Below are 22444 nucleotides of genomic sequence, written 5' to 3'. Positions count from 1 at the left end.
CGATGATCGCGCCGCCGATCGTGCCGACGCCGCCCTGCACCGCCGCACCGCCGATGAAGGCCGCCGAGATCGCCTCGAGCTCGAAGCCGTCACCGGCCTTGGGTCCGGCGAGGTTGAGGCGGGCCGTGAAGATGAGGCCCGCGAGAGCGGCGAGGAAGCCCATGTTGACGAACAGCCAGAAGTCGACGCGGCGGGTCTTGATGCCGGACAGCTCGGCAGCGTGGCGGTTGCCGCCGATCGCGTAGATGTGGCGTCCGAACACCGTGCGGTTCATCACGACGCTGTACGCGAGGATCAGGATCGCCAGGATGATGAGCGTCACCGGGATGCCCTTGTACGACGCGAGCGCCCACGTGAACCAGCCGATGACGAACGACACGAGTGCGAGCTTCACGACGAACCACGTGAGGGGCTCGACCTCCTGGCCGTACTTCTGGCGACCGGCACGCGTGCGCACCTGCTGCACGACGAGCGCGACGATGCCGACGGCGCCGATGAGCAGCGTGAAGACGTCGGGGTCGCTCTCGCCGAAGATGCCGGAGAGGAAGCCGTTGCCGAGCGCGCGGTACTCGGTCGGGAACGAGCCGATGTTCTGGTTGCCGAGGACCACGAGCGCGAGGCCGCGGAAGATGAGCATGCCCGCGAGCGTCACGATGAACGCGGGGATGCCGGCGAACGCCACCCAGAAGCCCTGCCACGCGCCGACGAGTGCGCCGATCAGGAGCGACAGGACGACGGCGAGCCACCAGGGCAGGCCCCACTGGACGGCGAAGACCCCCGAGCAGGCGCCGACGAAGGCGGCGACCGAGCCGACGGACAGGTCGATGTGGCCGGCGATGATGACCATCACCATGCCGATCGCGAGGACGAGGATGTACCCGTTCTGCACGACGAGGTTGGAGATGTTCTGCGGCCGCAGGATGATCCCGTTCGTGAGGAACGCGAACAGCGCGACGACGGCGATGAGGGCGATGAAGATGCCGTTCTTGCCGAGGTCGCTCAGGACGTGGCTGAGCCAGCGCGTGAACTTGTTCTCGGGGGGATTGATGTTCGAGCCGACGGCGGGGCCGGAGGTCATGGTGTCTGACATGTCTGTGTCTCCTGCTGGGCCGCTCAGCGCGGCTTCTCCATGGTCATGAGCTTGAGGACCGACTCGGGCGTGGCCTCTTCGATGGGCAGCTCGCCCGTGATGCGGCCCTCGGAGAGCGCGTACACGCGGTCGGAGATGCCGAGGAGCTCGGGCAGCTCGGACGAGATCACGATGATCCCCTTTCCGGATGCCGCGAGCTTGTTGATGATCGTGTAGATCTCGTACTTCGCGCCGACGTCGATGCCGCGGGTCGGCTCGTCGAGGATCAGGACGTCGGGGTCGGAGTAGATCCACTTCGACAGGACGACCTTCTGCTGGTTGCCGCCGGAGAGCTTTCCCGTCTTCACCAGGACGTTGGGCGCCTTGATGTTCATGCTCTTGCGGAACTCGTCGGCGATCTTGTACTCCTCGTTGTCGTCGACGAGGCCGCCCTTGGTGAGCTTGTCGAGCGACGACATCGAGATGTTGCGCTTGATGTCCTCGATGAGGTTCAGTCCGAAGGTCTTGCGGTCCTCCGTCGCGTAGGCGAGGCCGTTCTCGATGGCCTCGGCGACGCTGCGGGTCCGGATCTCCTTGCCGCGCATGAAGACCCTGCCCGAGATGCGGGTGCCGTACGAGTGGCCGAACAGGCTCATCGCGAACTCGGTGCGTCCCGCGCCCATGAGTCCCGCGATGCCGACGATCTCGCCCGCGCGGACGTTGATCGACACATTGTCGACGACGACGCGGCTCGGGTCCTGCGGGTGGTGCGCCGTCCACTCCTCGACGCGCAGCAGCTCCTCGCCGATCTGCGGCTCGTGGTCGGGGTAGCGGTGCTCGAGATCGCGACCCACCATGTCCTTGATGATGCGGTCTTCCGTGACGTCGGCCTTGGCGATCGTCTCGATCGTCTTGCCGTCGCGGATGACCGTGACGGTGTCGGCGACCTTTTTGATCTCGTTGAGCTTGTGGCTGATGATGATCGACGTGATCCCCTGCTCGCGCAGGCTCAGGATCAGATCGAGCAGGTGATCGGAGTCCTCGTCGTTGAGGGCCGCGGTCGGCTCGTCGAGGATGAGAAGCTTGACCTCCTTCGAGAGCGCCTTGGCGATCTCGACGAGCTGCTGCTTGCCGACGCCGATCTGGTTGATCTTCGTCGTCGGGTTGTCCTTGAGGCCGACGCGCTTGAGCAGCTCGCCCGCCTCGAAGTTCGTCTTGTTCCAGTCGATGAGGCCGCGGGTCTTGCGCTCGTTGTTGAGGAAGATGTTCTCGGCGATCGACAGGTAGGGGCTGAGGGCCAGCTCCTGGTGGATGATGACGATGCCCTTCGCCTCGCTGTCGTTGAGGCTGCGGAACTCGACCTCTTCGCCGGCGTAGACGATCTGCCCGTCGTACGTGCCGTGCGGGTAGACCCCCGACAGCACCTTCATGAGTGTGGACTTCCCTGCGCCGTTCTCGCCGCAGATCGCGTGGATCTCGCCGCGCTGCACCTCGAAGTTGACGTTCGAGAGCGCCTTCACGCCGGGGAAGGTCTTGGTGATGCCGCGCATCTCGAGAATTGTCTCGGTCATTTGCCGACTTCCTCGTGGGGACTGAAAGGGGGGTGAGACGGTGGCGGGCGTGATCCCGCCACCGTCTCGTCAGACCGGGGTGGTCTCGGCTCAGAGGCCGAGCTCCTCCGCGGTCCAGTAGCCGGTGTCGACGAGAGCCGACTCGACGTTGTCCTTGACGACCGGGACGGGCGCGAGGAGGTACGAGGGGACGATCTTCACGTCGTTGTCGTACGTCTCGACGTCGTTGACCTCGGGCTCTTCGCCGTTCAGGAGGGCCGTGGCCATGCCGGCCGCGACCTTGGCGAGCTCACGCGTGTCCTTGAAGATCGTGGCGTACTGCTCGCCCGAGAGGATCGCCTTGACCGAGTCGACCTCGGCGTCCTGGCCCGAGATGATCGGCCACTCGTCGCCGACGGAGTAGCCGGCGTCGGTGAGGGCCGAGATGATGCCGCGCGAGATCCCGTCGTAGGGCGACAGCACGGCGTCGACCTCCGTGCCGTCCGAGTAGTTCGCGGTGAGGAGGTCCTCCATGCGGCTCTGGGCGGTCTCGCCGTCCCAGCGCAGCGTCGCGGCCTGCTCGATGTCGGTCTGGCCCGACTTCACGACGAGGGTGCCCTCGTCGATGTAGGGCTGCAGGACGTCCATCGCGCCGTTGAAGAAGAAGAACGCGTTGTTGTCGTCCAGCGAGCCGGCGAACAGCTCGATGTTGAACGGACCCTCGGGCGCGCCGTCGGTGGGGTTGCCCTCGAGGTCGGTGAGGCCCAGGCCGTTCAGGACGGTCCACGCCTGCTGCTGGCCGACGAGGAAGTTGTCGAACGTGGCGTAGTAGTCGACGTTCTCAGTGCCCTTGATGAGGCGGTCGTACGCGATGACGGGGATGTCGCTGTCCGCGGCGGTCTGCAGGACCTCCGAGAGCGTCGTGCCGTCGATCGAGGCGACGATGAGCGCCTCGGCGCCCTTCGTGATCATGTTCTCGATCTGCGAGACCTGCGTGGGGATGTCGTCCTCCGCGTACTGCAGGTCGACCGTGTAGCCCTCGGCCTCGAGAGCAGCCTTGACGGCGTCGCCGTCGGCGATCCAGCGCTCCGAGCTCTTCGTCGGCATCGCGACGCCGATGAGGCCGCCGTCGCCCGAGCCGTCGCCCGAGTCAGCGGAGCCGCCGGAGCAGGCGGTGAGCATGAGTGCTCCCGCGGCGACAGCCGCGAGGAGGAACTTGTTCGCCTTCACTGTGTTTTTCCTTTCGTTCGACATCGTCGTCTGGTGTCGATTGGGGGTGACCGCGCCCCGGTCGGGCTACCGGCGGTCGTCGGTGGTCTGCGCCGTCCGTTCGCGGAAGGCGGCATGAAGCCGCTCCACGATGGACGGGGGGAGGGATGCCGGTGCGCCGTCTGCGCGTGCGAGGACGGCGACGCGCGCGAGCTGCTCGAGCAGCCGGGCCGTTTCGACCGCTTCGCGCGCCGAGGCGCCCGTGACGTAGGCGCCGTCGCCGGCGACGAGGATAACCCGCACACCGCCCGACAGCGCATTCGCGACGGAGGCCGCGACGGAGGCGACGTCGTCGAGCGGAGGAGCGATGATCGGGACGCCGCCGCCGAACCGCTCCGCCTGTGCGGCGAGCAGGGCGGGGATGCTGTCACCCGTCGCCGCGTGGGCCAGGACGTGCGGCGACTGGCTGCGGATGATCGCCCGGATCTCGGGCAGCTCGCCGTACAGGCGGGCGTGGATCGCGACATCCGCCGCGGGGAGGCGCTCGCTGCCGGGGGTGCCCGGGAGGGGCTCGCCGTCGAGGCCGCACACGATGGCGTTCTCGGGAGCGAGGTCGTCGTGCTCTCCCGCCGGAGGCTTGATGACGAACAGCTCGGCGCGGGGGACGCGGACCGACAGGTCTCCGCCGCCCCAGCCGACGATGCCGTCGCTCGCGAGCTCGGTGCTCAGCGCTGCGACTTCGGCGCGGGTGCGCGCGATCGCGACTTCGGTCTTGACGCTGCGCACGTACTGCTCGCGCTGCAGGGCATCTTCGGTCCGAGCCACGAAAGACACTTCCTTGTCGGTCTGTTCAATGTGACGAATCCATGTGACCGTTCACATGGCAAGAGCGACTATAGCCAGGCCGACGCGGGGTCTGTCAATCCAGAGATGTCTCGGGTTGGTAACGACCGCGTCAGAGGCGCTGAGCCGGTCCCGCCGACCCGCGGACGACCAGTTCGGGCGTGATCGTCGTCGGGGTCTGCGCGCCGCCGGAGTCCTCGGCCGGCCCCAGGAGCAGTTCGACGGCGCGGCGCCCGAGCTCGGGGAAGTCCTGCCGCACGGTCGTGAGCGGCGGCCAGAAATGCGCCGCCTCGGGGATGTCGTCGAAGCCGACGATGCTGATGTCGCGGGGAACGTCGAGTCCCTCGTCGCGGATGGCGTGCATGAGTCCGAGGGCCATCTGGTCGTTGGCGGCGAAGATCGCCGTGAAGTCGCGCACTCGCAGCAGCTCGCTGCCGGCGTAGTAGCCGAAGTTCGCGCTCCAGTCCCCGAGGATGGGCGGCGTGATGGGGGCGTCGTTGGCGCCCATCTCCTCGAGGAAGCCGCGCATGCGGGCCTCCGCCTCGATCCAGTCCTGGGGTCCGGCGATGTGATAGATGTGCCGATGTCCCAGGCTGATCAGGTGTTTTGTCGCCAGGCGCGCACCGGCGATCTGGTCGACCGAGAGCGTGTGGTCGGGGTCGAGATCGGTCGACTGCAGAGTCACGTAGGGGATGTCGAGCTGCTGCGCGGCGAGGGCCCTGACGACCCGCACCTGCGGGGCGATGACGACGAGGCCTTCCACCGACTGCGCCATGAGGTGCGCGAGGCCGTCCGTGATCGACTGCGGGTTCGACGAGTCGATGTTGGCCGTGCTCACCCAGTAGCCGCGCGCGCGGGCGGCCGCCTCGATCGAGGCGATGCTCGAGGCCGGGCCGTACATCGTGCTCGAGGCGGCGAGGATGCCGATCGTCTGCGACCTGCTGGTGACAAGCGCGCGGGCGGCGCGGTTGGGCACGTAGTGCAGCGTCTCCATCGCCTCGAGGACGCGGTCGCGCGTCTCGGGCCGGATGCTCGGGTGATTGTTGAGGACGCGCGAGACGGTCTGGTGCGAGACGTCCGCGAGTCGCGCGACATCCCGGATGCTGGGCGGGCGCCGCGCCGATGCGTCGTCGCTCATTGTCTTCATCTCCCGAACGGCATGTTTACGGTCACATCAGATCAGGCGGATTCGCGGGGATCAAGTCCGAGATGGGGGATTCCGCGATGTGACTTGTCACACAGTATGACGCCGAAGGCGCTCCTGCGGGGGATCGTGTCACATCCGGCGCCGACCTATGCTGACACCGTGCCAGATCTCGCGCGGTTCCTGCCGCTCAGCAACAGGCCCAAGGCGGACGAGGCGGGGGTCACGTCCGATCGACGCCGTCCTCTCGCCGCCGTCGTCGCAGAGGCCGCTCGCCTGCTGGACGGCGCTTCGGTCCCGCGCGTGGACGCGTTCGTCCGCGAGGCCCGGCTGACCGACCTCGGAACAGTGGGGGATGCCGCGGGCCTGCGCGCTGCGACGGCCGCGATCGCCGAGGGGCGCAAGCGCTCGACGAAGGCGCTCGCGCGCGCGGTGCGGGCCCTGCTGCTCCTGGCCGACGAGGTCGGAGAGACGCCGCGCATCGACGGCACGACCCTCGGGATCGTGTCGCTGTACGGCGCGACGGCGGCGCCGCTCGAGCGGCGCGCGGTCATCCAGGGGCATGCGCTGCGTGCGACGGACGCGGAGTGGGAGTTCGGGCGCGGCCCCGCCCTGGAGGGGACGGCGCTGGACATCGCGCGCTTCGTTCTGGCGGTGTCGGACGTTCCGCCGCGGCCCGCCGCCCCGCGGCCCGCGGGTGACCCGTCGTCCTAGCCGCCGCCGCCCAGCGCGCTGATGAGGCCCGAAACGATCATGTAGAGGCCCACGGCGGACACGACGACCCAGATGCCGATGCGCGTCGGCGTGATGCCGTTCTTCCTGCCGTCGCGGGGTTCGTCCATGGCTTCGAGGGTACCCGGGGTCTGCCCCGGCCCCGACGGGCGGGTGGGTTCGATCCTTGGACAGCTCAGGAATCGTTCCTTTCCGATCGCAGACGCCTGTCCCTGCGCACCGAGATACCCGAACTTCCGGCAACCCGACGTCCGGTGACCGGAACTTCCGGCATCTCGACGGTCGGGCGCGCGACGTGGCTCCGGGTCAGGTCGTGCGGCGGGCGATGAGAGCGGTCGGCAGCTCGACGTGGCGGTCGAGGACCGGCTCGCCGCGACGGAGGCCGTCGATGAGGTCGACGGCGCGGGCCGCCATCTCGCGGAGGGGCTGGCGGACCGTCGACAGGCCGGCGGAGCGGTAGCGCGGGTTGTCGTCGAAGCCGATGACGCCGACGTCCTCGGGCACCCGGCGGCCTGCTGCGCGCAGCGCCCCCGCGATCGCGGCGGCGACGTCGTCGTTGACGGCGAAGACGCCGAGCCGACGAACCGCGGAGATCTCGAGGAGCCGGTCGATGCCGGCGCGCGCGGGGCCGTCGACCCACTCCGCGCTGACGGTGTCGACCGGCGCGTCAGGTCGATCCTCCGCGAGGGCGTCGCGGAAGCCCCGCTCCCGCGCGCGCCCGAACCGGTACGGGAGGCGCCACGTCGCGTAGACGAAGTGCTCGTACCCCCGCCCGGCGAGGTGGCGCCCCGCGGCGAAGCCGCCTTCGCGGTTGGTCGCGCCCACACTCGGGAGCGCGGCATCCGTCTCCGACCGCGGGTCGAGCAGGACCGTCGGGACCGAGAATCCGGAGAGGAGCTCGAGCTGGCGCTGGGTGGGCGTGACGATCGCGAGCACGACGCCGGAGGAGCGGCGCTCCGCGATCCGCGCGGGCCAGTCGTCGGCGGGATCGTCGCGCTCGGGTGTGAGGACGATGTCGTAGCCGAGCTCGAACGCTCGCTCGTGCGCGCCCACGATCACCTGGTCGGCCCACGGATGGCCGACTCCGCCGATCACGAGCTCGATGAGCCGAGGGTCGGCGTGCGGCCTGCGCCCGCGGAGCGTCGTCGAGCGGTCGTAGCCGAGCCGTCCCGCGGCCTCGAGCACGGCGCGCCGGGTCTCGGCCGAGAAGTCGCCGCGCCGCGCGAGGACGCGCGACGCCGTCCCGGCCGACACTCCCGCCGCTGCGGCGACGTCGGCGAGCGTGACGCGTCGATCCATGAGGCCATATTTGCGCACAAACCTGCGCAACCTTCCGCGGGTTTGGCATCCTCCCTTGAGGAGGTCGGCGACGCAGCGGCGCGCCGGCGCCTCCGCAGAGAGGAAGAGCGCATGGTTGCGCAGAAGAAGGCACTCGTCGTGCGCGGCGGCTGGGACGGCCATCACCCTGTCGAGGCGACGGAGCGGTTCATCCCGTTCCTTCGCGAACAGGGGTTCGATGTGCGCATCGAGGAGTCGACCGCCGTGTACGCAGACGGCGCCGCGATGGCAGAGACCGACCTCATCGTGCAGTGCGTCACGATGTCCGAGATCGCCCAGGAGGAGCTCACTGGCCTCCGCTCGGCGATCGAGGCCGGCACGGGCCTCACGGGATGGCACGGCGGCATCGCCGACTCGTTCCGCTCGTCCTCCGACTACCTGCAGCTCGTCGGCGGGATCTTCGCGACCCACCCCGCCGTCGGCCCCGGCGAGACGCGCCTCGAGGGCGAGGAGAACTACCGCGAGCACACCGTGAACATCACGGAGCTGGGGCGACAGCATCCCATCACCGCCGGAATCGGCGATTTCGACCTCCGCACGGAGCAGTACTGGGTGCTCTCCGACGACCTCAACGACGTCCTGGCCACGACGACGCACCCCGCCGAGTCGTGGCAGCAGTGGCACCGGCCGACGACCTCGCCCGCCGTGTGGACGCGCCGATGGGGAGCGGGACGCATCGTCGTCTCGACGGCGGGACACAGCCTGGACGTCCTGGACGACCCGAACGTCCGCACCATCATCGAAAGGGGAATGCTGTGGGCAGCTCGCACCGCATCGGCATCGTAGGACTCGGCGTCATCTCGCGCGCCTATCTCGACACTCTCGCGACGGCGCCGGATGCTGTCATCACCGCCGTCGCCGACCTCGACCATGCGCGCGCCGAGGCCGTCGCGGCGACCCTGCCGTCGGCACGCGCCGTCTCGGTCGCCGAGCTCCTCGGGGCGGACGACGTCGATGTCGTGCTGAACCTCACGATCCCCGCAGCCCACGCCGAGATCGCGCTCGCCGCGATCGCCGCGGGGAAGGACGTCTACGGCGAGAAGCCGCTCGCGGCCACCTTCGGGGATGCCGAGGAGATCATGCGCGCCGCCGCCGACGCCGGCGTTCGCGTCGGCTCTGCGCCCGACACGGTCCTCGGGACCGGAACCCAGACCGCGCGCGCCGTCATCGACGCGGGCGAGATCGGCCGGCCCGTCGCAGCGACCGCCGTCATGGCGACGCCCGGCCACGAGCTGTGGCACCCGAACCCCGACTTCTACTACAAGGTCGGCGGCGGGCCGCTCCTGGACATGGGGCCGTACTACGTCACGGCGCTCGTGCAGCTCCTCGGCCCGGTCGTCTCGGTCATCGGCGCAGGCAGCCGCCTGCGGTCCGAGCGCATCATCGCGACCGGCGCCCGCGCCGGCGAGGTCGTGGAGGTCGAGGTGGACTCGCATGTGACAGGCATCCTCGAGCATGGATCCGGCGCGCTGTCGACGATCACGACGAGCTTCGACTCGGTCGGATCGACGGCGCCGCCCATCGAGGTGCACGGCGAGACGGCATCCCTCATCGTCCCGGACCCCAACATGTTCGACGGCGAGGTCCGCATCCGCCGGCTCGGGTCGGGGGAGTGGGATGCTGTCCCCCCGCGTGCCGGGACGATCGGCACCGCCCGGGGCGCGGGGCTCCTCGACATGCTCCGCGCCACGAACGGCACGGCTCCGCGCGCCTCGGGTGCGATGGGGCTGCACGTCCTGGAGGTCATGACCGGGCTGCTCGAGTCGGCGCGGTCGGGCTCGCGCGCCGCGATGACGACGACGGTCGAGCGCCCGCCCCTGGTGCCCCTCGCCTGACACCACGTCGCGAGAGGGCGAAGATGTGCGCGACACGCCGTCGCGAGCGCACATCTCCGCCCTCTCGCGGTCTGGCTCAGGGAACGGTCCCCGAGCTCGTCGAGGGGTCGAAGTCGAGCCCGGCGACGAGGCCGGGGTCGCCGGGGCCCTCCGGGTGGCGTTTCGTCTCGCTTCGCTCGCTCAACGACCGGGATTCAGCGGGCATCGCCGCAGGCGCCGCGACCGCCCGGTGCCGGACGAGCCACAGCACGTCCCTCCCGAACGACTCGAGCAGCAGCGCCAGCGCGGCGAGCGTCACACCCCACGCGACCCATGCCGGGAAGAGTCCGGATGCCGCGACCACGAGTGCGATCCCGGCGGACGCCGTGACGACCTTGCGCCAGTACCGCGGCGGCAGCGTCGCGTTCATCCATGGCAGCGCCCAGCCCGCGGCGACGAAGAGGTACCGCAGGGCGCCGATCGTCAGGACCCACCAGCCGAGGTCCTGCGCGACGTAGGCGCTGAGGACGAGCAGCACGAAGGCGTCGACCTCCATGTCGAATCGCGCGCCGAGCTCGCTCTGCGTGTGCGTGCTCCGTGCGACCCAGCCGTCGACGGCGTCGAGGGCCAGCGCGGGCACGGCGATCCCGACGAGCAGCGCCGCGGGGACGGGGTCGGTGAACGACGTCACGACGAGCGCCGTCACGAGTGCGACGAGCGTCGAGCGGACCGCCGTCGTGGCGTTCGCCCAGCCGAAGTGCGGCATCCCGCTCCGGCGCAAGCCCCTCGCGAGCAAGGCGTTCGACACGACAAGGTAGGCGCACGCCGCGATCCACCCAGGAGGCGAGACATGCGCGAACACGGACAGCACGACGAGCCCTGCGACTCCGCCGATGGCCGACGAGAGCGGCGCGACCTGAACCCTGGGCATCTCGGCATCCGTTCTCTCCACGTGGGTACCACTCATGACACGGATCTCGTGCGCCGTGAAGTTCACTTGCGGATCGGCGCGATATGAGGCAGGCGACGGCCTTCTGGGTCGAGGACCCCGGTTCGGGCGCGCTGCGCACGGAGCCGATCGCCGCGCCCGGCGACGGCGACGTCGCCGTCCGGACCCTCTGGACGGGCATCAGCCGCGGCACGGAGTCGCTCGTGTTCCGGGGTGAGGTGCCCCTCGGGGAGCGCGACCGCATGCGCGCGCCGTTCCAGGAGGGCGACTTCCCGGCGCCCGTCAAGTACGGGTACCTCAACGTCGGCGCCGTCGAGTCGGGGCCTCCCGAGCTCGTCGGCCGAACCGTCTTCACGCTGTATCCGCACCAGTCCGCCTTCGTCGTGCCGTCGTCGTCGGTCGCGGTCGTGCCGGACGACGTGCCGCCGCGCAGGGCGGTGCTCGCGGGCGCCGTCGAGACGGCCGTCAACGTGCTGTGGGATGCCGCGCCCCTCGTCGGCGACCGCGTCACGATCGTCGGCGCAGGCATGATCGGGTGCGCCGTGGCGCGGCTCGCGCACGGCATCCCGGGCGCCGATGTCGTCGTCGTGGACGTCGACCCCGCGAAGGCGGCGGTGTGCGATCGGCTCGACGTGCCGTTCGCCCACCCCGACGACGCCCCGGGCGACCGGGACCTCGTGATCGACACGAGCGCGTCGGAGGACGGACTGCGCCTCGCGGTGCGCACGGCCGGTTTCGAGGGCGAGATCGTCGAGGCGAGCTGGTTCGGCGACCGTCCCGTGACCCTCGAACTGGGCGGCGCGTTCCATTCGCGGCGGCTCGCCATCCGGTCCAGCCAGGTCGGCACGGTCGCGCCCCGCCGCCGCGGGACCCGCTCGACGGGCGATCGCCTCGCCCTCGCGCTCGAGCTGCTCCGCGACGACGCGTTCGACGCGCTGCTGACGGGCGAGTCGTCGTGGCGCGAGCTGCCCGAGGTCATGGCGGCGATCGCCTCCGGCGACGACAAGGGGCTCTGCCACACGATCGACTGGAGGGATGCCGCATGACGTACTCCGTCACGGTCCGCGACCACATCATGATCGCCCACAGCTTCACGGGCGAGACGTTCGGCCCGGCGCAGCGACTGCACGGGGCGACGTTCGTGGTCGACGCGAGCTTCCGCGCCGCGAAGCTCGACGCCGACGGCGTCGTGGTCGACATCGGACGCGCGAGCGGCGTGCTGCGCGGCATCCTTTCCGCCCTGTCCTACCGCAACCTGGACGACGAGGAGGACTTCCAGGGCGTCAACACGACGACCGAGCACCTGTGCGGTGTCATCGCCGACCGGCTCGTCTCGGCCCTGCGCGCGGGCGAGCTGGGCTCCGCCGAGCTCTCCGGGATCGTCGTGACGCTGCACGAGTCGCACATCGCGTGGGCCTCGTACGAGGTGGACCTGTGAGCGCCGGGGCCGTGCGGTTCGTCGTGCCGCAGGGGGTGGACGACCCTGCGCGCGTGAGCGGGGGGAACGTCTACGACGCCCGGGTGCGGGACGCCCTGACCCGGCTCGGCTGGGCCGTCCTCACGACCGAGGTGCCTCCGGATGCCGCGGCCTCCGCGCTCGCGTCGGCCCGCGACGACGACCTCGTGCTGGTCGACGGTCTCGTCGCCGGCCGGTCGGCCGCCGCCCTCGAGGCCGAGGCGGAGCGGCTGCGGCTCGTCGTGCTCGCCCACATGGTGTCGGAGGCGTTCCCCGACGCCGACGAAGGCGCGGTGGCGGGCGAGCGCCGCGCGCTGGCGGCCGCGGAGCATGTGATCGCGACGAGCCGCTGGACGCGGACGCAGCTCGCCCAGCGCGGCCTCGTCGCTCCCGCGCGCCTCTCGGTCGCGATCCCGGGCACCGACGACGTGCCGCCGGCCCACGGCACCCGTGGCGGCTCGGCGATGCTGTGTCTCGGCGTCGTCGCGCCGCACAAGGGGCAGGACGTGCTGGTGGAGGCCCTGTCCGGCCTGGGCGGCGGCGGATGGACGTGCACGATCGCCGGCTCGGTCGACGCGGAGCCTGCGTTCGCGCGTCGCGTCGTCGGACGCCGCGAGGAGGCGGGACTGCGCGACCGCATCCGCATGCCCGGCGTCCTCGCCGGTGCGGCGCTCGACGAGGCCCTCGGGGGCGCGGACCTGCTCGTCGCACCCTCCCGCGTCGAGGCGTACGGCATGGTCGTCGCCGACGCGCTGCGCCGCGGCATCCCGGTCGTCGCGAGCGACGTCGGCGGCATCCCCGAAGCCGTCGCGTCGAGCGAGGCGGCCGTGCTCGTGCCGCCGGGCGACGCATGGGCGCTCCGTGTCGCGCTCGAGCGATGGGTCGCCGACCCGGCACTGCGCGCGCGGCTGACGGGCGAGGCGCGGCGGGGCAGGGACCGACTGCCGCGCTGGACCGATACCGCGGCGAGGGTCGCCGCCGTCCTCGAGGAGGTGGCGCGATGACCGACGTGATCCTGGTCTCCGCGGACTGGCTGACGCTGCGGGAGGACGCCGACGCGCGCTCCCGGTCCCGGCGCCTCGCGCGGGCCGCGGCACGGCACGTGCGCGGACCGATCGTCGTCCACGACCTCGGCAGCGGCACGGGCTCCATGATGCGCTGGCTCGCGCCGTTCCTCCCGGGCCCGCAGACGTGGGTGCTCCACGACTGGAACCGCGACCTGCTGACAGTCGCGGTCAACGATCCGGGGAGGGATGCCGCGTCCCGGCCGGTCAGCATCGTCACGAGCGTCGAGCACGTCGAGCACCTGCGACCCGAGCACCTCGCCGGCGCGTCGCTCGTGACGGCGTCGGCACTCCTCGACGTCCTGACGCGCGACGAGGTCGAGAGCCTCGTCGCCGCGTGCGTCGAGACGGGCGCCCCCACGCTGCTGAGCCTCTCGGTGATCGGCCGCATCGGCATCGAGCCGGCCGACCCCGGAGACCGCGTGTTCGAGGCGGCGTTCAACGACCATCAGCGTCGGACGGAGGACGGACGGGCCCTGCTCGGCCCGGGCGGCGTCGCGGCGGCGGTCGAGGCCTTCCGCCGCGCGGGCTGGGTCACGCGCGTGGCCGGGTCGGCATGGCGCCTCGGCGCGGCCGACGTGGGCCTCGTGGCCGAGTGGCTCGAGGGGTGGGTGAGCGCCGCCGTCGAGCAGCGGCCGGCACTCCTGGAATGGGGCGAGGAGTACCTCGTGACACGGCGCCGGCAGCTCGCCGCCGGCGTGCTGCGCGTCAACGTCCACCACGCGGACCTCCTCGCGTGCCCGCCGTGAATCCCGTGAGGCAGATCCGCGCCGTGCTCGGCTCGCGCCGTGGGCGGGCGTGGACGCACGCGCTCGTGGGCGCCGCCGTCCTCGTCGCGCTCTTCGCGTACGCGGGGGGTGAGCCGTTCCTCCGCGGGCTCCGCTCGGTCACCCCCGGTGCCGTCGCCGCGGCGTTCGCGCTCGCCGCGATCGCCACGTGGGCCGCCGCGTGGCGGTGGCGGATCATCGCAGCGGGGATCGGCATCCCGATCAGCCAGCCGGGAGCCGTCGCGGCCTACTACCGCTCGCAGTTCCTCAACACCGTCCTGCCGGGCGGCGTGGTCGGCGACGTGCATCGCGCGATCGCGCACGGCGCGCGCGCGGAGCGCCTCGGCGACGCCTCGCGCGCCGTCGCCGCGGAGCGGACGGCGGGCCAGGCCGTGCAGCTCGTGCTGGCCGCCGCGGTCCTGGTGTCGCTGGGCGTCTCGGCCTACGCTCGCGCTGTGGGCGTCGTGCTCCTCGCGATCGTCGCCGCCTGCGCCGTGCTCGCGGTCGCAGCGGCCGTGAACCCCCGCGCCCGGCGGGTCATCCTCGCCGAGCTCGGTCGCCTCCGCACGGCGTTCACGCCGCGGGGCAGCATCCTGCTCATCGTCGTCTCGTCGACCGTCGTCGTCGCGTGCCACGTCGCGACCTTCGCCGTCGCGGCGCTCGCCGTGGGCATCGAGGCGTCGCCGGGACGCCTCATCGCCGTCGCCATGATCGCGGTGCTCGGGGCGTCCATCCCGTTCAACCTGGGCGGCTGGGGTCCGCGTGAAGGAGCAGCGGCCTGGGCGTTCACCGCAGTGGGCCTCGGATCGGCGTCGGGCATCGCGGCCTCGACGGCCTACGGCGTGCTCGTCACGATCGCCCTCCTGCCCGGCGCCGTCGTGCTCGCGGCATCCGCCCGGCGCCGGCCGGCCGCCGTCACCACCCCCCGTCGCGAGCGCGACGCCGTCCCCCTCGCCGCCCGAGAGGAGAAGACGCCGTGAACAGGCCCTACGTCACCCTGAGCTGTGCGATGTCGATCGACGGCTATCTCGACAGCGCCGCACCGCACAAGCTCGCGATGTCGAACAGCGCCGACTTCGACCGCGTCGACCAGCTGCGCGCCGACCACGACGCGATCATGGTGGGTGCGTCGACCGTGCGGCGCGACGACCCCCGCCTGCTCGTGCGCAGCGAGGAGCGGAGACTGCTCCGGCGCGCGGCGGGGCTCCCGGATTCCCCCGCCAAGGTGACGGTCACGGCGTCGGGCTCGATCCCCGCCGACGCGGCCTTCTTCCGGGAGGGGGATGCCGAGAAGCTCGTGTACTGTCCCCGCGCGGCAGCTCCCGCCCTCGCGGCGAAGCTGGGCGCGACGGCGACCGTCGTGGGGCTCGACGGAGGCGAGGTCGCGATGGCGGACGTCGTGGGCGACCTGGCCGGGCGCGGCATCCGTCGCCTGATGGTCGAGGGCGGCGGGCACGTGCACACGCAGTTCCTGTGCGAGGGGCTCGCCGATGAGCTGCAGCTCGTCGTCGCGCCGTTCTTCGTCGGCGAGTCGCGCGCACCGCGCTTCGTCGAGTCGGGGCACTTCCCGTGGACGGCGAAGCACCGCGCGACGCTCGCCGAGACCCGCCAGATCGGCGACGTCGTGCTCCTGCGGTACGCGCTGTCGGACCGGTTCGACCCGTCGCTGTGCCCGTCCGCCACCGAGGATGAGCGCCTGGGGCGGCTGCCCGCGCGATCGTGACAGGAGTCCCGCAGTGCTCCAGGGCTCGCCCCCGCCGGCCGCTTCACGCCTCGCGACCGTCGCGGCGTTCGCGGTCGTCATCCTCGCGCCGCTCATCCCCGGCGTCCTGAAGGCCGGCTCGCCCGTCGCGCTGCTGGGCATCCCGGGCGAGGCGCTCGCGGCGATCCTGCTGCTGCTCGTCCTGCCATGGCGCGGCGCGCTCGTGGCGGTCGCCGTCGTCTTCGGCGTGACGGTCGTCGCCGCGTCTGTCTTCGCGGCGCTGGATGCCGCGTTCCTCGCGACGATCGACCAGCCGTTCCGCATCGCGGACGCCGTGCCGCAGCTGGGCGCCGCGATCGGGGTCGTGCGCGACGCGGCCGGCGATGCCGGGGTCGCCGCGGTGCTCGCAGGTCTCGTCGCCCTGCTCGGCGGCCTCCTGTGGGGCGTCTCGTCCGCGGCGCTGCTCGCGGGCCGGGCGCTGAGCCGCTCTGGGCAGCCCGGGCGCCGCGCTGTCGCCGCCGTCGCCGCGACGTGGATCGCGTGCGCCGTGCTCGGCGCGCAGGCGGCGCCGGGCGTGCCCGTCGCCGCGGCCGACGCGGCGCGGGGGATCGCCGCGACGACGGAACAGGTCGCGATCGACATCCGGGACCTTGCGGAGCTCGATCGGGCGCTCCGCACGGACGCGTACCGCGACACGGATGGGCTCCTCGGCGCGCTCGCGGGCAAGGACGTCGTCATCGCCTTCGTCGAGAGCTACGGGCGCGTCGCGGTCGAGGGGTCGAGCTTCTCGCCCGGCGTGCGTCGGGTCCTGAGCGAGGGCGGAGTGCGGCTCGAGGGCCTCGGATACCACGCCGAGAGCGCCTTCCTCACGTCACCGACGTTCGGCGGCGTGAGCTGGCTCGCACACTCGACGCTGCAGAGCGGCGTGTGGGCGGACTCTCCCCTGAAGTACGAGCAGCTCATCTCGACCGACCGCGTGACCCTCGCCGGGGTGTTCGGACGCGAGGGCTGGCGGACGGTCGGCGTCGTGCCGTCGAACACCGAGCCGTGGCCGGCCGGCGAGGCGTTCTACGGCTACGACACGATGCTCGACGCGACGACGCTGGGCTATCGCGGCCCGAAGTTCGGCTACGCGCGCATCCCCGACCAGTTCACGTGGCAGGCCTTCCACGACCGCGTCCTCGCGCCGCCGCACGACCCCGTCATGGTCGAGATCGACCTCGTCTCGTCGCACACGCCGTGGACACCGCTCCCGCACCTCGTGCCGTGGGACCTCCTCGGCGACGGCTCGATCTACGACCCGCAGCCTGCGCAGGGCCTCGACCCCGTCGTCGCGTGGCAGGACCCCGAACGTGTCCGCGAGCTCTACGGCCGGTCGATCGAGTACTCGCTGGGCGCGACGATCTCGTACCTCGAGACGTACGGCTCGCCCGACCTCGTGCTCGTCCTGGTCGGCGACCACCAGCCGTCGCGCATCGTGAGCGGCGACCACGCCTCGCACGACGTGCCCATCACGATCATCGCGAAGGACCCCGAGGTGATGGCGGCCATCAGCCCGTGGGGATGGGATGCCGGCCTCCTCCCGTCCCCGGACGCCCCCGTGTGGCGCATGGATGCGTTCCGCGACCGGTTCCTGCAGGCCTTCAGCGGCTGACCCGTCCCGATCGCCCAGGGAACCGGTGTGGACGCCGAGCTCGGGTTCGACCCTTGGGCCAGCTCAGCGACAGGGTGCTTCGAGATTGCGCGAATGACCGGGCGCACAGCATCCGGCCCGTCGTCCGTGCAGTCTCGGCGCCATCTGGCGGTGTCATCCGCGCGGGACGGCTCGGGGCGCCGCCTCTCCCCGGGGTGCGTCAGCGCGTGCGCATCCCGTCGAGGGCGATCGTGACGACGTCGTGCGCGAGCCGCTCGCGGTCGATCGAGCCCGTCGGTCGGTACCACTCGACGACCGAGTTGATCATGCCGAACACGAGCCGCGTCGTGACGGCCCCGTCGATGTCGGCGCGGACGAGGCCCGCGTCCTGCGCCTGGGTCACGAGGTCCGTCACGCGCTGATCGAACGCGCGACGCCGCTCGAGAGCATCCCTCTCCGTCACGCTGTTGCCGCGCACGCGCAGCAGCAGCGTCACCGAGGGAAGTCGGTCGATGAGCACCGCGACGGCCTCGCGCAGGACGAAGTCGAGCCGCTCGGCGGGCGACCCGGTCGTCGCCTCGGGCTCGGCCAGGACGCCCTCGAGGGCGCTGAGCGCGTCGTCGAGCGCTTCTGCGAGCAGCTGCTCCTTCGAGTCGAAGTGGTGGTACAGCGCGGATTTCGTCAGACCCAGGCGCGCCGCGAGGTCGGCGACGGAGGTCGCGTCGTACCCCTGCTCGTTGAAGAGCCCGACCGCGACCTCGAGGATCTGCGCGCGGTCGTAGCCGGGGCGACCACGGCGAGGGGCCGGGATGCCGGTGGCCGATGTCGCGGTCATGCCTCAGTCTCCCATCCGGCCCGGCGGGCCTCGTTCGGCCGGTCTCGCAGGCCTCCTGCGGGCCGGCCTTGGAGAGTCGGCACCCGTCTGTCATTATTACTGAACGATCGGTTAGATATTCCAGACCCACGCGGAGCGCATCCAATGGCGGACAGCATCCGGCCCCCACTTCACGTCGAGCGACGCGGCGACCGCGTCGTCGCGACGCTCGACCGTCCGGCGACTCGCAACGCGATCGACCTCGCGGCGATCGACGCGCTGCACGCGCTGTGCGCCGAGCTCGAGCAGGAGCCCGCGATCCTCATCCTGACGGGCGCCGACGGCGTCTTCGCGTCGGGCGCCGACATCGCCCAGCTCCGCGAGCGCGGCGCCGACGACGCCCGCCGCGGCATCAACACGCACGCGTTCTCGCGCGTCGCCGACCTGCCGATGCCCGTCATCGCCGCGATCGACGGCTACGCGCTCGGCGGCGGCGCTGAGCTCGCCTACGCCGCCGACCTCCGCCTCGGAACGCCCCGCACCCGCATCGGCAACCCCGAGACGGGGCTCGGCATCATCGCCGCCGCCGGGGCGACGTGGCGGCTGCCTCGCATCGTGGGCGAGGCGCGCGCCGCCGAGCTGCTGCTGACGGGCCGCATCCTCGACGCCGACGAGGCGCTCGCGTGGGGGCTGGTGTCGGCGGTGCACGACCCCGACGACCTCCTCGATGCGGCGCACGCGGTGGCCGACCGCATCGCCGCGAACGACCCCGTCGCGACGCGGCACACGAAGACCGCGCTGCGCGCACCGGCCGGTGCGCACCCGCAGCTCGAGCTCGAGCTGCAGGCCGAGCTCTTCGAGCGTCCCGAGAAGGCCGAGCGCATGACGCGCTTCCTCGAGAGGAGACGCACGTGACGGATGCTGTCACCACGCCGCGCCCGGCTGCTGCGGCGACCGTGCCGGGCGTCGTCGGCGTGCTGGGCGCGGGTCGCATGGGCTCGGGGATCGCGCACGCCTTCGCGCTGGCGGGCGCCCGGGTCGTCGTGGTCGAGGCAGACTCGGCCTCGGCCGAGGCGGCCGGCTCGCGCATCGCGGACGCCCTGGGCTGGTCGGTCGACCGCGGCACGACGGAGCGTCCGCTCGACGAGCTCCTCGGCTCGGTCTCGACGGCGACGGACGTCGCGGCGCTCGCCGGCTGCGGGCTCGTCGTGGAGGCGCTTCCCGAAGACGCCGCGCTCAAGCGCGAGGGGCTCGCGCGCGTCGAGGACGCCGTCGGCCCGGACGCGGCGATCGCGTCCAACACGAGCTCCCTCTCGATCGACGGCCTCGCTTCGGCGCTGCGCGACCCGGCGCGCTTCCTCGGACTGCATTTCTTCAACCCCGTGCCGGCGTCCAAGCTCGTCGAGATCGTCGTCGGGGACGCGACCGCCCCGCCGCTCGTCGCCGAGGCGAGGGGCTGGGTCGAGGCGCTCGGCAAGACGCCGATCGTCGTGCGCGACGCCCCGGGATTCGCGTCGAGCCGGCTGGGCATCGCGCTGGGCCTGGAGGCGATCCGGATGCTGGAGGACGGCGTCGCGAGCGCAGCCGACATCGACGCCGCGATGGAGCTGGGGTACCGGCATCCCGTCGGCCCCCTGCGGACGACCGACATCGTGGGGCTCGACGTGCGTCTCGCGATCGCGGAGGAGCTGCACGCGCGCCTCGGCGAGAGGTTCGCGCCGCCGGAGCTGCTGCGCCGGATGGTCGCCGAGGGGCGGCTCGGACGCAAGACGGGCCGAGGGTTCTACGAATGGAGTGAGGGATGACGGAGATCCTGCCGAGCTACCTGCAGGGGTCCTGGTGGACCCCGCCGGCGGCGGTCGGGACCGAGTTCCGCGGGGGCGTCGAGGTGCGCGATCCGTCGACGGGGGAGCCCATCGTGCGCGTGAGCGCCGAGCGGGCCGACCTCGCAGGCGCCCTGGAGTACGCGCGGACGAAGGGGCAGGCATCCCTCGGAGCCCTCACCTTCCACCAGCGGGCCCTGCTGCTGAAGGACTTCGCGCTCGCGCTCACCGACCGCAAGCAGGAGCTCTACGACCTGTCGGCGCGATCCGGCGCCACGCGCCGCGACGCACTGAGCGACGTCGACGGCGGCATCGGCGTGCTCTTCACCTACTCGTCGAAGGGCCGGCGCGAGCTGCCGAACGCCAAGGTCTACCTCGACGGACCGGTCGAGTCGCTCTCGAAGGACGGATCCTTCCTCGGTCGCCACGTGTACACGCGGCTGCCGGGCGTCGCGGTGCAGATCAACGCCTTCAACTTCCCCGTGTGGGGCGCGCTCGAGAAGTTCGCGCCCGCGTTCCTCGCGGGCATGCCCTCGCTCGTCAAGCCCGCGACCCCGACCGCCTACCTCGCCGAGGCGTGGGTCCGCATCCTCGTCGAGTCGGGCCGGCTGCCCGAGGGGTCGCTGCAGCTCGTGAGCGGCAGCGTGCCCGACCTGTTCCCGCACCTGCGCCTCGGCGACACCGTCGGCTTCACCGGCAGCGACTCGACGGCCCGGCGCCTGCGCGGCGAGGTGGCCCAGGGCGTCCGGTTCACGAGTGAGACGGACTCCATCAACGCGTCCGTGCTGGGTCCGGATGCCGTCCCCGGAACCCCCGAGTTCGACGCCTACGTCTCGCAGCTCATGGTGGAGCTCACGACGAAGGCGGGGCAGAAGTGCACCGCGATCCGGCGGGCGATCGTGCCCGAGGCATCCGTCGACGCTCTCGTCGAGGCGATCCGCGACAAGATCGCGGCGCGCGTCGTGATCGGCGACCCGCACGCCGAGTCCGTCACGATGGGCCCGCTCGTCTCGACCGAGCAGCGCGACGAGGTGCGCCGCGCCGTCGAGTCCCTCGAGCGGGCCGGCGGCAGGCTGCTCCTCGGGTCGACCGACGCGCCGGACGTCGTCCGGGCCGACGGGTCGACGGGCCCCGCGCCCCAGGGTGCGTTCCTCGCGCCGATGCTCGTCGGATTCGCGGATGCCTCGGCATCCGCCGTCCATGACATCGAGGCCTTCGGACCCGTCGCGAGCGTGCTGGCGTACCGCACCCTCGACGAGGCCGCGGCCCTGGTCGACCGCGGCGGCGGATCGCTCGTCACGAGCGTCGCGACGAACGACCCGGATGTCGCGACGGAGCTCATGAGCCGCATCGCCGCCTTCAACGGCCGCGTGCTGTTCCTCAGCCGCGAGAACGCGCGCACCTCGACGGGCCACGGCGCACCCGTGCCGCACCTCGTCCACGGCGGCCCGGGCCGCGCGGGCGGAGGAGAGGAACTCGGGGGTATCCGGGCGGTGCTGCACTACATGCAGCGGACGGCCGTGCAGGGATCGCCCGAGATGCTCACGGCGCTCACGGGTGTCTGGCATCAGGGCGCCGCCGTGCAGCAGGGACGGCATCCGTTCCGCAAATCGCTCGACGAGCTCGAACTCGGCGACCAGGTCGCGTCGGCCTCGCGCGAAGTGACGCTCGACGACATCGAGACGTTCGCGCACTTCACGGGCGACACGTTCTACGCGCACATGGACGAGGCCGCCGCTGAGGCGAACCCGTTCTTCCCGGGACGAGTCGCGCACGGCTACCTCCTGGTGTCGTGGGCGGCGGGCCTGTTCGTCGACCCGGACCCCGGTCCCGTGCTCGCCAACTACGGGCTCGAGAACCTCCGGTTCATCACGCCCGTCTCTCCCGGCGACACGATCCGCGTCATCCTGACGGCGAAGCAGATCACGCCGCGCGAGACCGACGAGTACGGCGAGGTGCGGTGGGATGCCGTCATCCTCAATCAGGACGACGCGATCGTCGCGACGTACGACGTCCTGACGCTCGTCGCGAAGCACGCCGCGTCCGCCGTCGCCGAGCCGGCGGGTGCGGAGCCTGTCGAGGCGGCGCCGGCATGAGCGAGCCCGGGGTGCACTTCGCGGGGCAGCGTGAGATGCTCCGCCGCGACCGCGCATCGGCCGCGCTCGGCATGCGCGTCGAGGTCGACGAGCCGGGGCACGCCGTCGTGTCGATGCCCGTGCGCGAGGACATGACGAACGGGTTCGAGATCACGCACGGCGGGCTCGTCTTCGCCCTGGCCGACACGACCTTCGCGATCTGCTGCAACGAGGACGAGTCGGTGACGGTCGCGGCGGGCGCCGACATCACCTTCCTCAAGGCGACCCGCGCAGGGCAGGTGCTCACGGCCGACGCCCGGCGCCGGTCGCGCTCGGGCCGGACGGGAGTCTACGACGTGACGATCACCGACGAGACGGGCGACGTCGTCGCGGAGTTCCGGGGTCGTTCCCTGACGACCCGCGATACACTTACTTAACGATCGTTCTGTTATTGCGGACGGA

General features: G+C 71.8%; 23 protein-coding genes. 14 read left to right on the top strand and 9 right to left on the bottom strand.

The annotated features are described in order from the left end of the window. The 5 genes from mmsB to ABZ477_RS15395 all read right to left on the bottom strand — a co-directional run. The coding region (gene mmsB, locus ABZ477_RS15415) for a multiple monosaccharide ABC transporter permease (protein WP_360134902.1) at positions 1–1090 on the bottom strand (1090 nt) is incomplete at its 3' end. A gap of 23 nt (positions 1091–1113) precedes the next feature. Beyond that, positions 1114–2640 (bottom strand): multiple monosaccharide ABC transporter ATP-binding protein, encoded by a 1527-nt coding sequence (gene mmsA / locus ABZ477_RS15410; RefSeq protein WP_360134899.1) that lies wholly within the window; start codon positions 2638–2640, stop codon positions 1114–1116. Between the two features lie 90 nt (positions 2641–2730). Next, positions 2731–3801: a multiple monosaccharide ABC transporter substrate-binding protein gene (chvE, locus tag ABZ477_RS15405; RefSeq protein WP_360134993.1), complete on the bottom strand. Its 1071-nt coding sequence runs from the start codon at positions 3799–3801 to the stop codon at positions 2731–2733. 114 nt (positions 3802–3915) lie between these two features. Continuing rightward, entirely contained in the window at positions 3916–4653 is a 738-nt protein-coding gene (locus tag ABZ477_RS15400; RefSeq protein WP_360134896.1) for a class II aldolase/adducin family protein, read from the bottom strand. 130 nt (positions 4654–4783) lie between these two features. Continuing rightward, positions 4784–5809 (bottom strand): LacI family DNA-binding transcriptional regulator, encoded by a 1026-nt coding sequence (locus ABZ477_RS15395; protein WP_360134893.1) that lies wholly within the window; start codon positions 5807–5809, stop codon positions 4784–4786. A gap of 168 nt (positions 5810–5977) precedes the next feature. On the opposite strand from ABZ477_RS15395, the gene ABZ477_RS15390 reads away from it, so the two are divergent. Further along, positions 5978–6529, top strand: a complete 552-nt coding sequence (locus ABZ477_RS15390) for a hypothetical protein (protein WP_360134890.1) — start codon at positions 5978–5980, stop codon at positions 6527–6529. Here ABZ477_RS15390 and ABZ477_RS15385 read toward each other — a convergent pair. Both ABZ477_RS15385 and ABZ477_RS15380 read right to left on the bottom strand, forming a co-directional pair. After that, positions 6526–6657, bottom strand: coding sequence for a hypothetical protein (locus ABZ477_RS15385; protein WP_360134887.1), 132 nt, complete (start codon positions 6655–6657; stop codon positions 6526–6528). The two genes, ABZ477_RS15390 and ABZ477_RS15385, sit on opposite strands and share 4 nt — an antisense overlap. 196 nt (positions 6658–6853) lie before the next feature. Continuing rightward, the gene (locus ABZ477_RS15380; protein ID WP_360134884.1) at positions 6854–7846 is read right to left on the bottom strand and encodes a substrate-binding domain-containing protein; all 993 of its coding nucleotides are present in this window, start codon (positions 7844–7846) and stop codon (positions 6854–6856) included. Positions 7847–7957: 111 nt separating this feature from the next. On the opposite strand from ABZ477_RS15380, the gene ABZ477_RS15375 reads away from it, so the two are divergent. Together ABZ477_RS15375 and ABZ477_RS15370 are read left to right on the top strand one after the other, a co-directional pair. Continuing rightward, positions 7958–8671: a ThuA domain-containing protein gene (locus ABZ477_RS15375; RefSeq protein ID WP_360134881.1), complete on the top strand. Its 714-nt coding sequence runs from the start codon at positions 7958–7960 to the stop codon at positions 8669–8671. Continuing rightward, positions 8641–9720 (top strand): Gfo/Idh/MocA family oxidoreductase, encoded by a 1080-nt coding sequence (locus ABZ477_RS15370; RefSeq protein WP_360134878.1) that lies wholly within the window; start codon positions 8641–8643, stop codon positions 9718–9720. Before ABZ477_RS15375 ends, ABZ477_RS15370 begins: the two co-directional genes overlap by 31 nt. A gap of 76 nt (positions 9721–9796) precedes the next feature. Here the strand turns inward: ABZ477_RS15370 and ABZ477_RS15365 are convergent, their stop codons facing one another. Further along, on the bottom strand, positions 9797–10630 hold the full coding sequence (locus tag ABZ477_RS15365) for a CDP-alcohol phosphatidyltransferase family protein (protein WP_360134875.1): 834 nt from the start codon (positions 10628–10630) through the stop codon (positions 9797–9799). Positions 10631–10713: 83 nt separating this feature from the next. Here ABZ477_RS15365 and ABZ477_RS15360 point away from each other — a divergent pair, with 83 nt between their 5' ends. The 7 genes from ABZ477_RS15360 to ABZ477_RS15330 are packed head-to-tail and all read left to right on the top strand — an operon-like array spanning position 10714 to position 17291. Continuing rightward, complete coding sequence (locus ABZ477_RS15360; protein WP_360134872.1) at positions 10714–11694, top strand: zinc-binding alcohol dehydrogenase; 981 nt, start codon at positions 10714–10716, stop codon at positions 11692–11694. Beyond that, the gene (locus ABZ477_RS15355) at positions 11691–12086 is read left to right on the top strand and encodes a 6-carboxytetrahydropterin synthase (protein WP_360134869.1); all 396 of its coding nucleotides are present in this window, start codon (positions 11691–11693) and stop codon (positions 12084–12086) included. The genes ABZ477_RS15360 and ABZ477_RS15355 overlap by 4 nt, the downstream gene beginning before the upstream one ends. Beyond that, the gene (locus tag ABZ477_RS15350) at positions 12083–13108 is read left to right on the top strand and encodes a glycosyltransferase family 4 protein (protein ID WP_360134866.1); all 1026 of its coding nucleotides are present in this window, start codon (positions 12083–12085) and stop codon (positions 13106–13108) included. Before ABZ477_RS15355 ends, ABZ477_RS15350 begins: the two co-directional genes overlap by 4 nt. Continuing rightward, positions 13105–13917, top strand: coding sequence for an SAM-dependent methyltransferase (locus ABZ477_RS15345; RefSeq protein ID WP_360134863.1), 813 nt, complete (start codon positions 13105–13107; stop codon positions 13915–13917). Before ABZ477_RS15350 ends, ABZ477_RS15345 begins: the two co-directional genes overlap by 4 nt. Continuing rightward, the gene (locus ABZ477_RS15340; RefSeq protein WP_360134860.1) at positions 13914–14915 is read left to right on the top strand and encodes a lysylphosphatidylglycerol synthase transmembrane domain-containing protein; all 1002 of its coding nucleotides are present in this window, start codon (positions 13914–13916) and stop codon (positions 14913–14915) included. The genes ABZ477_RS15345 and ABZ477_RS15340 overlap by 4 nt, the downstream gene beginning before the upstream one ends. Beyond that, positions 14912–15658, top strand: coding sequence for a dihydrofolate reductase family protein (locus ABZ477_RS15335; RefSeq protein WP_360134857.1), 747 nt, complete (start codon positions 14912–14914; stop codon positions 15656–15658). The genes ABZ477_RS15340 and ABZ477_RS15335 overlap by 4 nt, the downstream gene beginning before the upstream one ends. Before the next feature lie 13 nt (positions 15659–15671). Next, on the top strand, positions 15672–17291 hold the full coding sequence (locus tag ABZ477_RS15330; RefSeq protein WP_360134854.1) for a CDP-alcohol phosphatidyltransferase: 1620 nt from the start codon (positions 15672–15674) through the stop codon (positions 17289–17291). 199 nt (positions 17292–17490) lie between these two features. Here ABZ477_RS15330 and ABZ477_RS15325 read toward each other — a convergent pair whose 3' ends face one another. Next, positions 17491–18105, bottom strand: coding sequence for a TetR/AcrR family transcriptional regulator (locus ABZ477_RS15325; protein WP_360134851.1), 615 nt, complete (start codon positions 18103–18105; stop codon positions 17491–17493). A 144-nt stretch (positions 18106–18249) separates the two neighbouring features. On the opposite strand from ABZ477_RS15325, the gene ABZ477_RS15320 reads away from it, so the two are divergent. From ABZ477_RS15320 to paaI, 4 genes are read left to right on the top strand one after another with little or no spacing between them, the layout of a single operon-like run. Further along, positions 18250–18999, top strand: coding sequence for an enoyl-CoA hydratase/isomerase family protein (locus tag ABZ477_RS15320; protein ID WP_360134848.1), 750 nt, complete (start codon positions 18250–18252; stop codon positions 18997–18999). After that, positions 18996–19889: a 3-hydroxyacyl-CoA dehydrogenase family protein gene (locus ABZ477_RS15315; RefSeq protein WP_360134845.1), complete on the top strand. Its 894-nt coding sequence runs from the start codon at positions 18996–18998 to the stop codon at positions 19887–19889. The genes ABZ477_RS15320 and ABZ477_RS15315 overlap by 4 nt, the downstream gene beginning before the upstream one ends. Further along, positions 19886–22003, top strand: coding sequence for a phenylacetic acid degradation bifunctional protein PaaZ (gene paaZ / locus ABZ477_RS15310; protein ID WP_360134842.1), 2118 nt, complete (start codon positions 19886–19888; stop codon positions 22001–22003). Before ABZ477_RS15315 ends, paaZ begins: the two co-directional genes overlap by 4 nt. Then, complete coding sequence (gene paaI, locus ABZ477_RS15305) at positions 22000–22419, top strand: hydroxyphenylacetyl-CoA thioesterase PaaI (RefSeq protein WP_360134839.1); 420 nt, start codon at positions 22000–22002, stop codon at positions 22417–22419. Before paaZ ends, paaI begins: the two co-directional genes overlap by 4 nt. Positions 22420–22444 lie beyond the last annotated feature (25 nt).

Source organism: Microbacterium sp. NPDC019599 (assembly GCF_040632175.1).
Lineage (GTDB): Bacteria > Actinomycetota > Actinomycetes > Actinomycetales > Microbacteriaceae > Microbacterium.
Note: the sequence above shows the minus strand (reverse complement) of the source record. Positions and strands in the feature narration are given on the sequence as shown.

What these genes read in the sequence shown, in the direction of transcription:
- paaZ (WP_360134842.1), top strand. Translation starts at nt 19,886, where the DNA reads ATGACGGAGATCCTGCCGAGCTACCTGCAGGGGTCCTGGTGGACCCCG.
- ABZ477_RS15380 (WP_360134884.1), bottom strand. Translation starts at nt 7,846, where the DNA reads ATGGATCGACGCGTCACGCTCGCCGACGTCGCCGCAGCGGCGGGAGTG.
- ABZ477_RS15395 (WP_360134893.1), bottom strand. Translation starts at nt 5,809, where the DNA reads ATGAGCGACGACGCATCGGCGCGGCGCCCGCCCAGCATCCGGGATGTC.
- chvE (WP_360134993.1), bottom strand. Translation starts at nt 3,801, where the DNA reads ATGCTCACCGCCTGCTCCGGCGGCTCCGCTGACTCGGGCGACGGCTCG.
- ABZ477_RS15360 (WP_360134872.1), top strand. Translation starts at nt 10,714, where the DNA reads ATGAGGCAGGCGACGGCCTTCTGGGTCGAGGACCCCGGTTCGGGCGCG.
- ABZ477_RS15385 (WP_360134887.1), bottom strand. Translation starts at nt 6,657, where the DNA reads ATGGACGAACCCCGCGACGGCAGGAAGAACGGCATCACGCCGACGCGC.
- mmsA (WP_360134899.1), bottom strand. Translation starts at nt 2,640, where the DNA reads ATGACCGAGACAATTCTCGAGATGCGCGGCATCACCAAGACCTTCCCC.
- ABZ477_RS15365 (WP_360134875.1), bottom strand. Translation starts at nt 10,630, where the DNA reads ATGCCCAGGGTTCAGGTCGCGCCGCTCTCGTCGGCCATCGGCGGAGTC.
- ABZ477_RS15325 (WP_360134851.1), bottom strand. Translation starts at nt 18,105, where the DNA reads ATGACCGCGACATCGGCCACCGGCATCCCGGCCCCTCGCCGTGGTCGC.
- ABZ477_RS15345 (WP_360134863.1), top strand. Translation starts at nt 13,105, where the DNA reads ATGACCGACGTGATCCTGGTCTCCGCGGACTGGCTGACGCTGCGGGAG.
- ABZ477_RS15375 (WP_360134881.1), top strand. Translation starts at nt 7,958, where the DNA reads ATGGTTGCGCAGAAGAAGGCACTCGTCGTGCGCGGCGGCTGGGACGGC.
- paaI (WP_360134839.1), top strand. Translation starts at nt 22,000, where the DNA reads ATGAGCGAGCCCGGGGTGCACTTCGCGGGGCAGCGTGAGATGCTCCGC.
- ABZ477_RS15355 (WP_360134869.1), top strand. Translation starts at nt 11,691, where the DNA reads ATGACGTACTCCGTCACGGTCCGCGACCACATCATGATCGCCCACAGC.
- ABZ477_RS15320 (WP_360134848.1), top strand. Translation starts at nt 18,250, where the DNA reads ATGGCGGACAGCATCCGGCCCCCACTTCACGTCGAGCGACGCGGCGAC.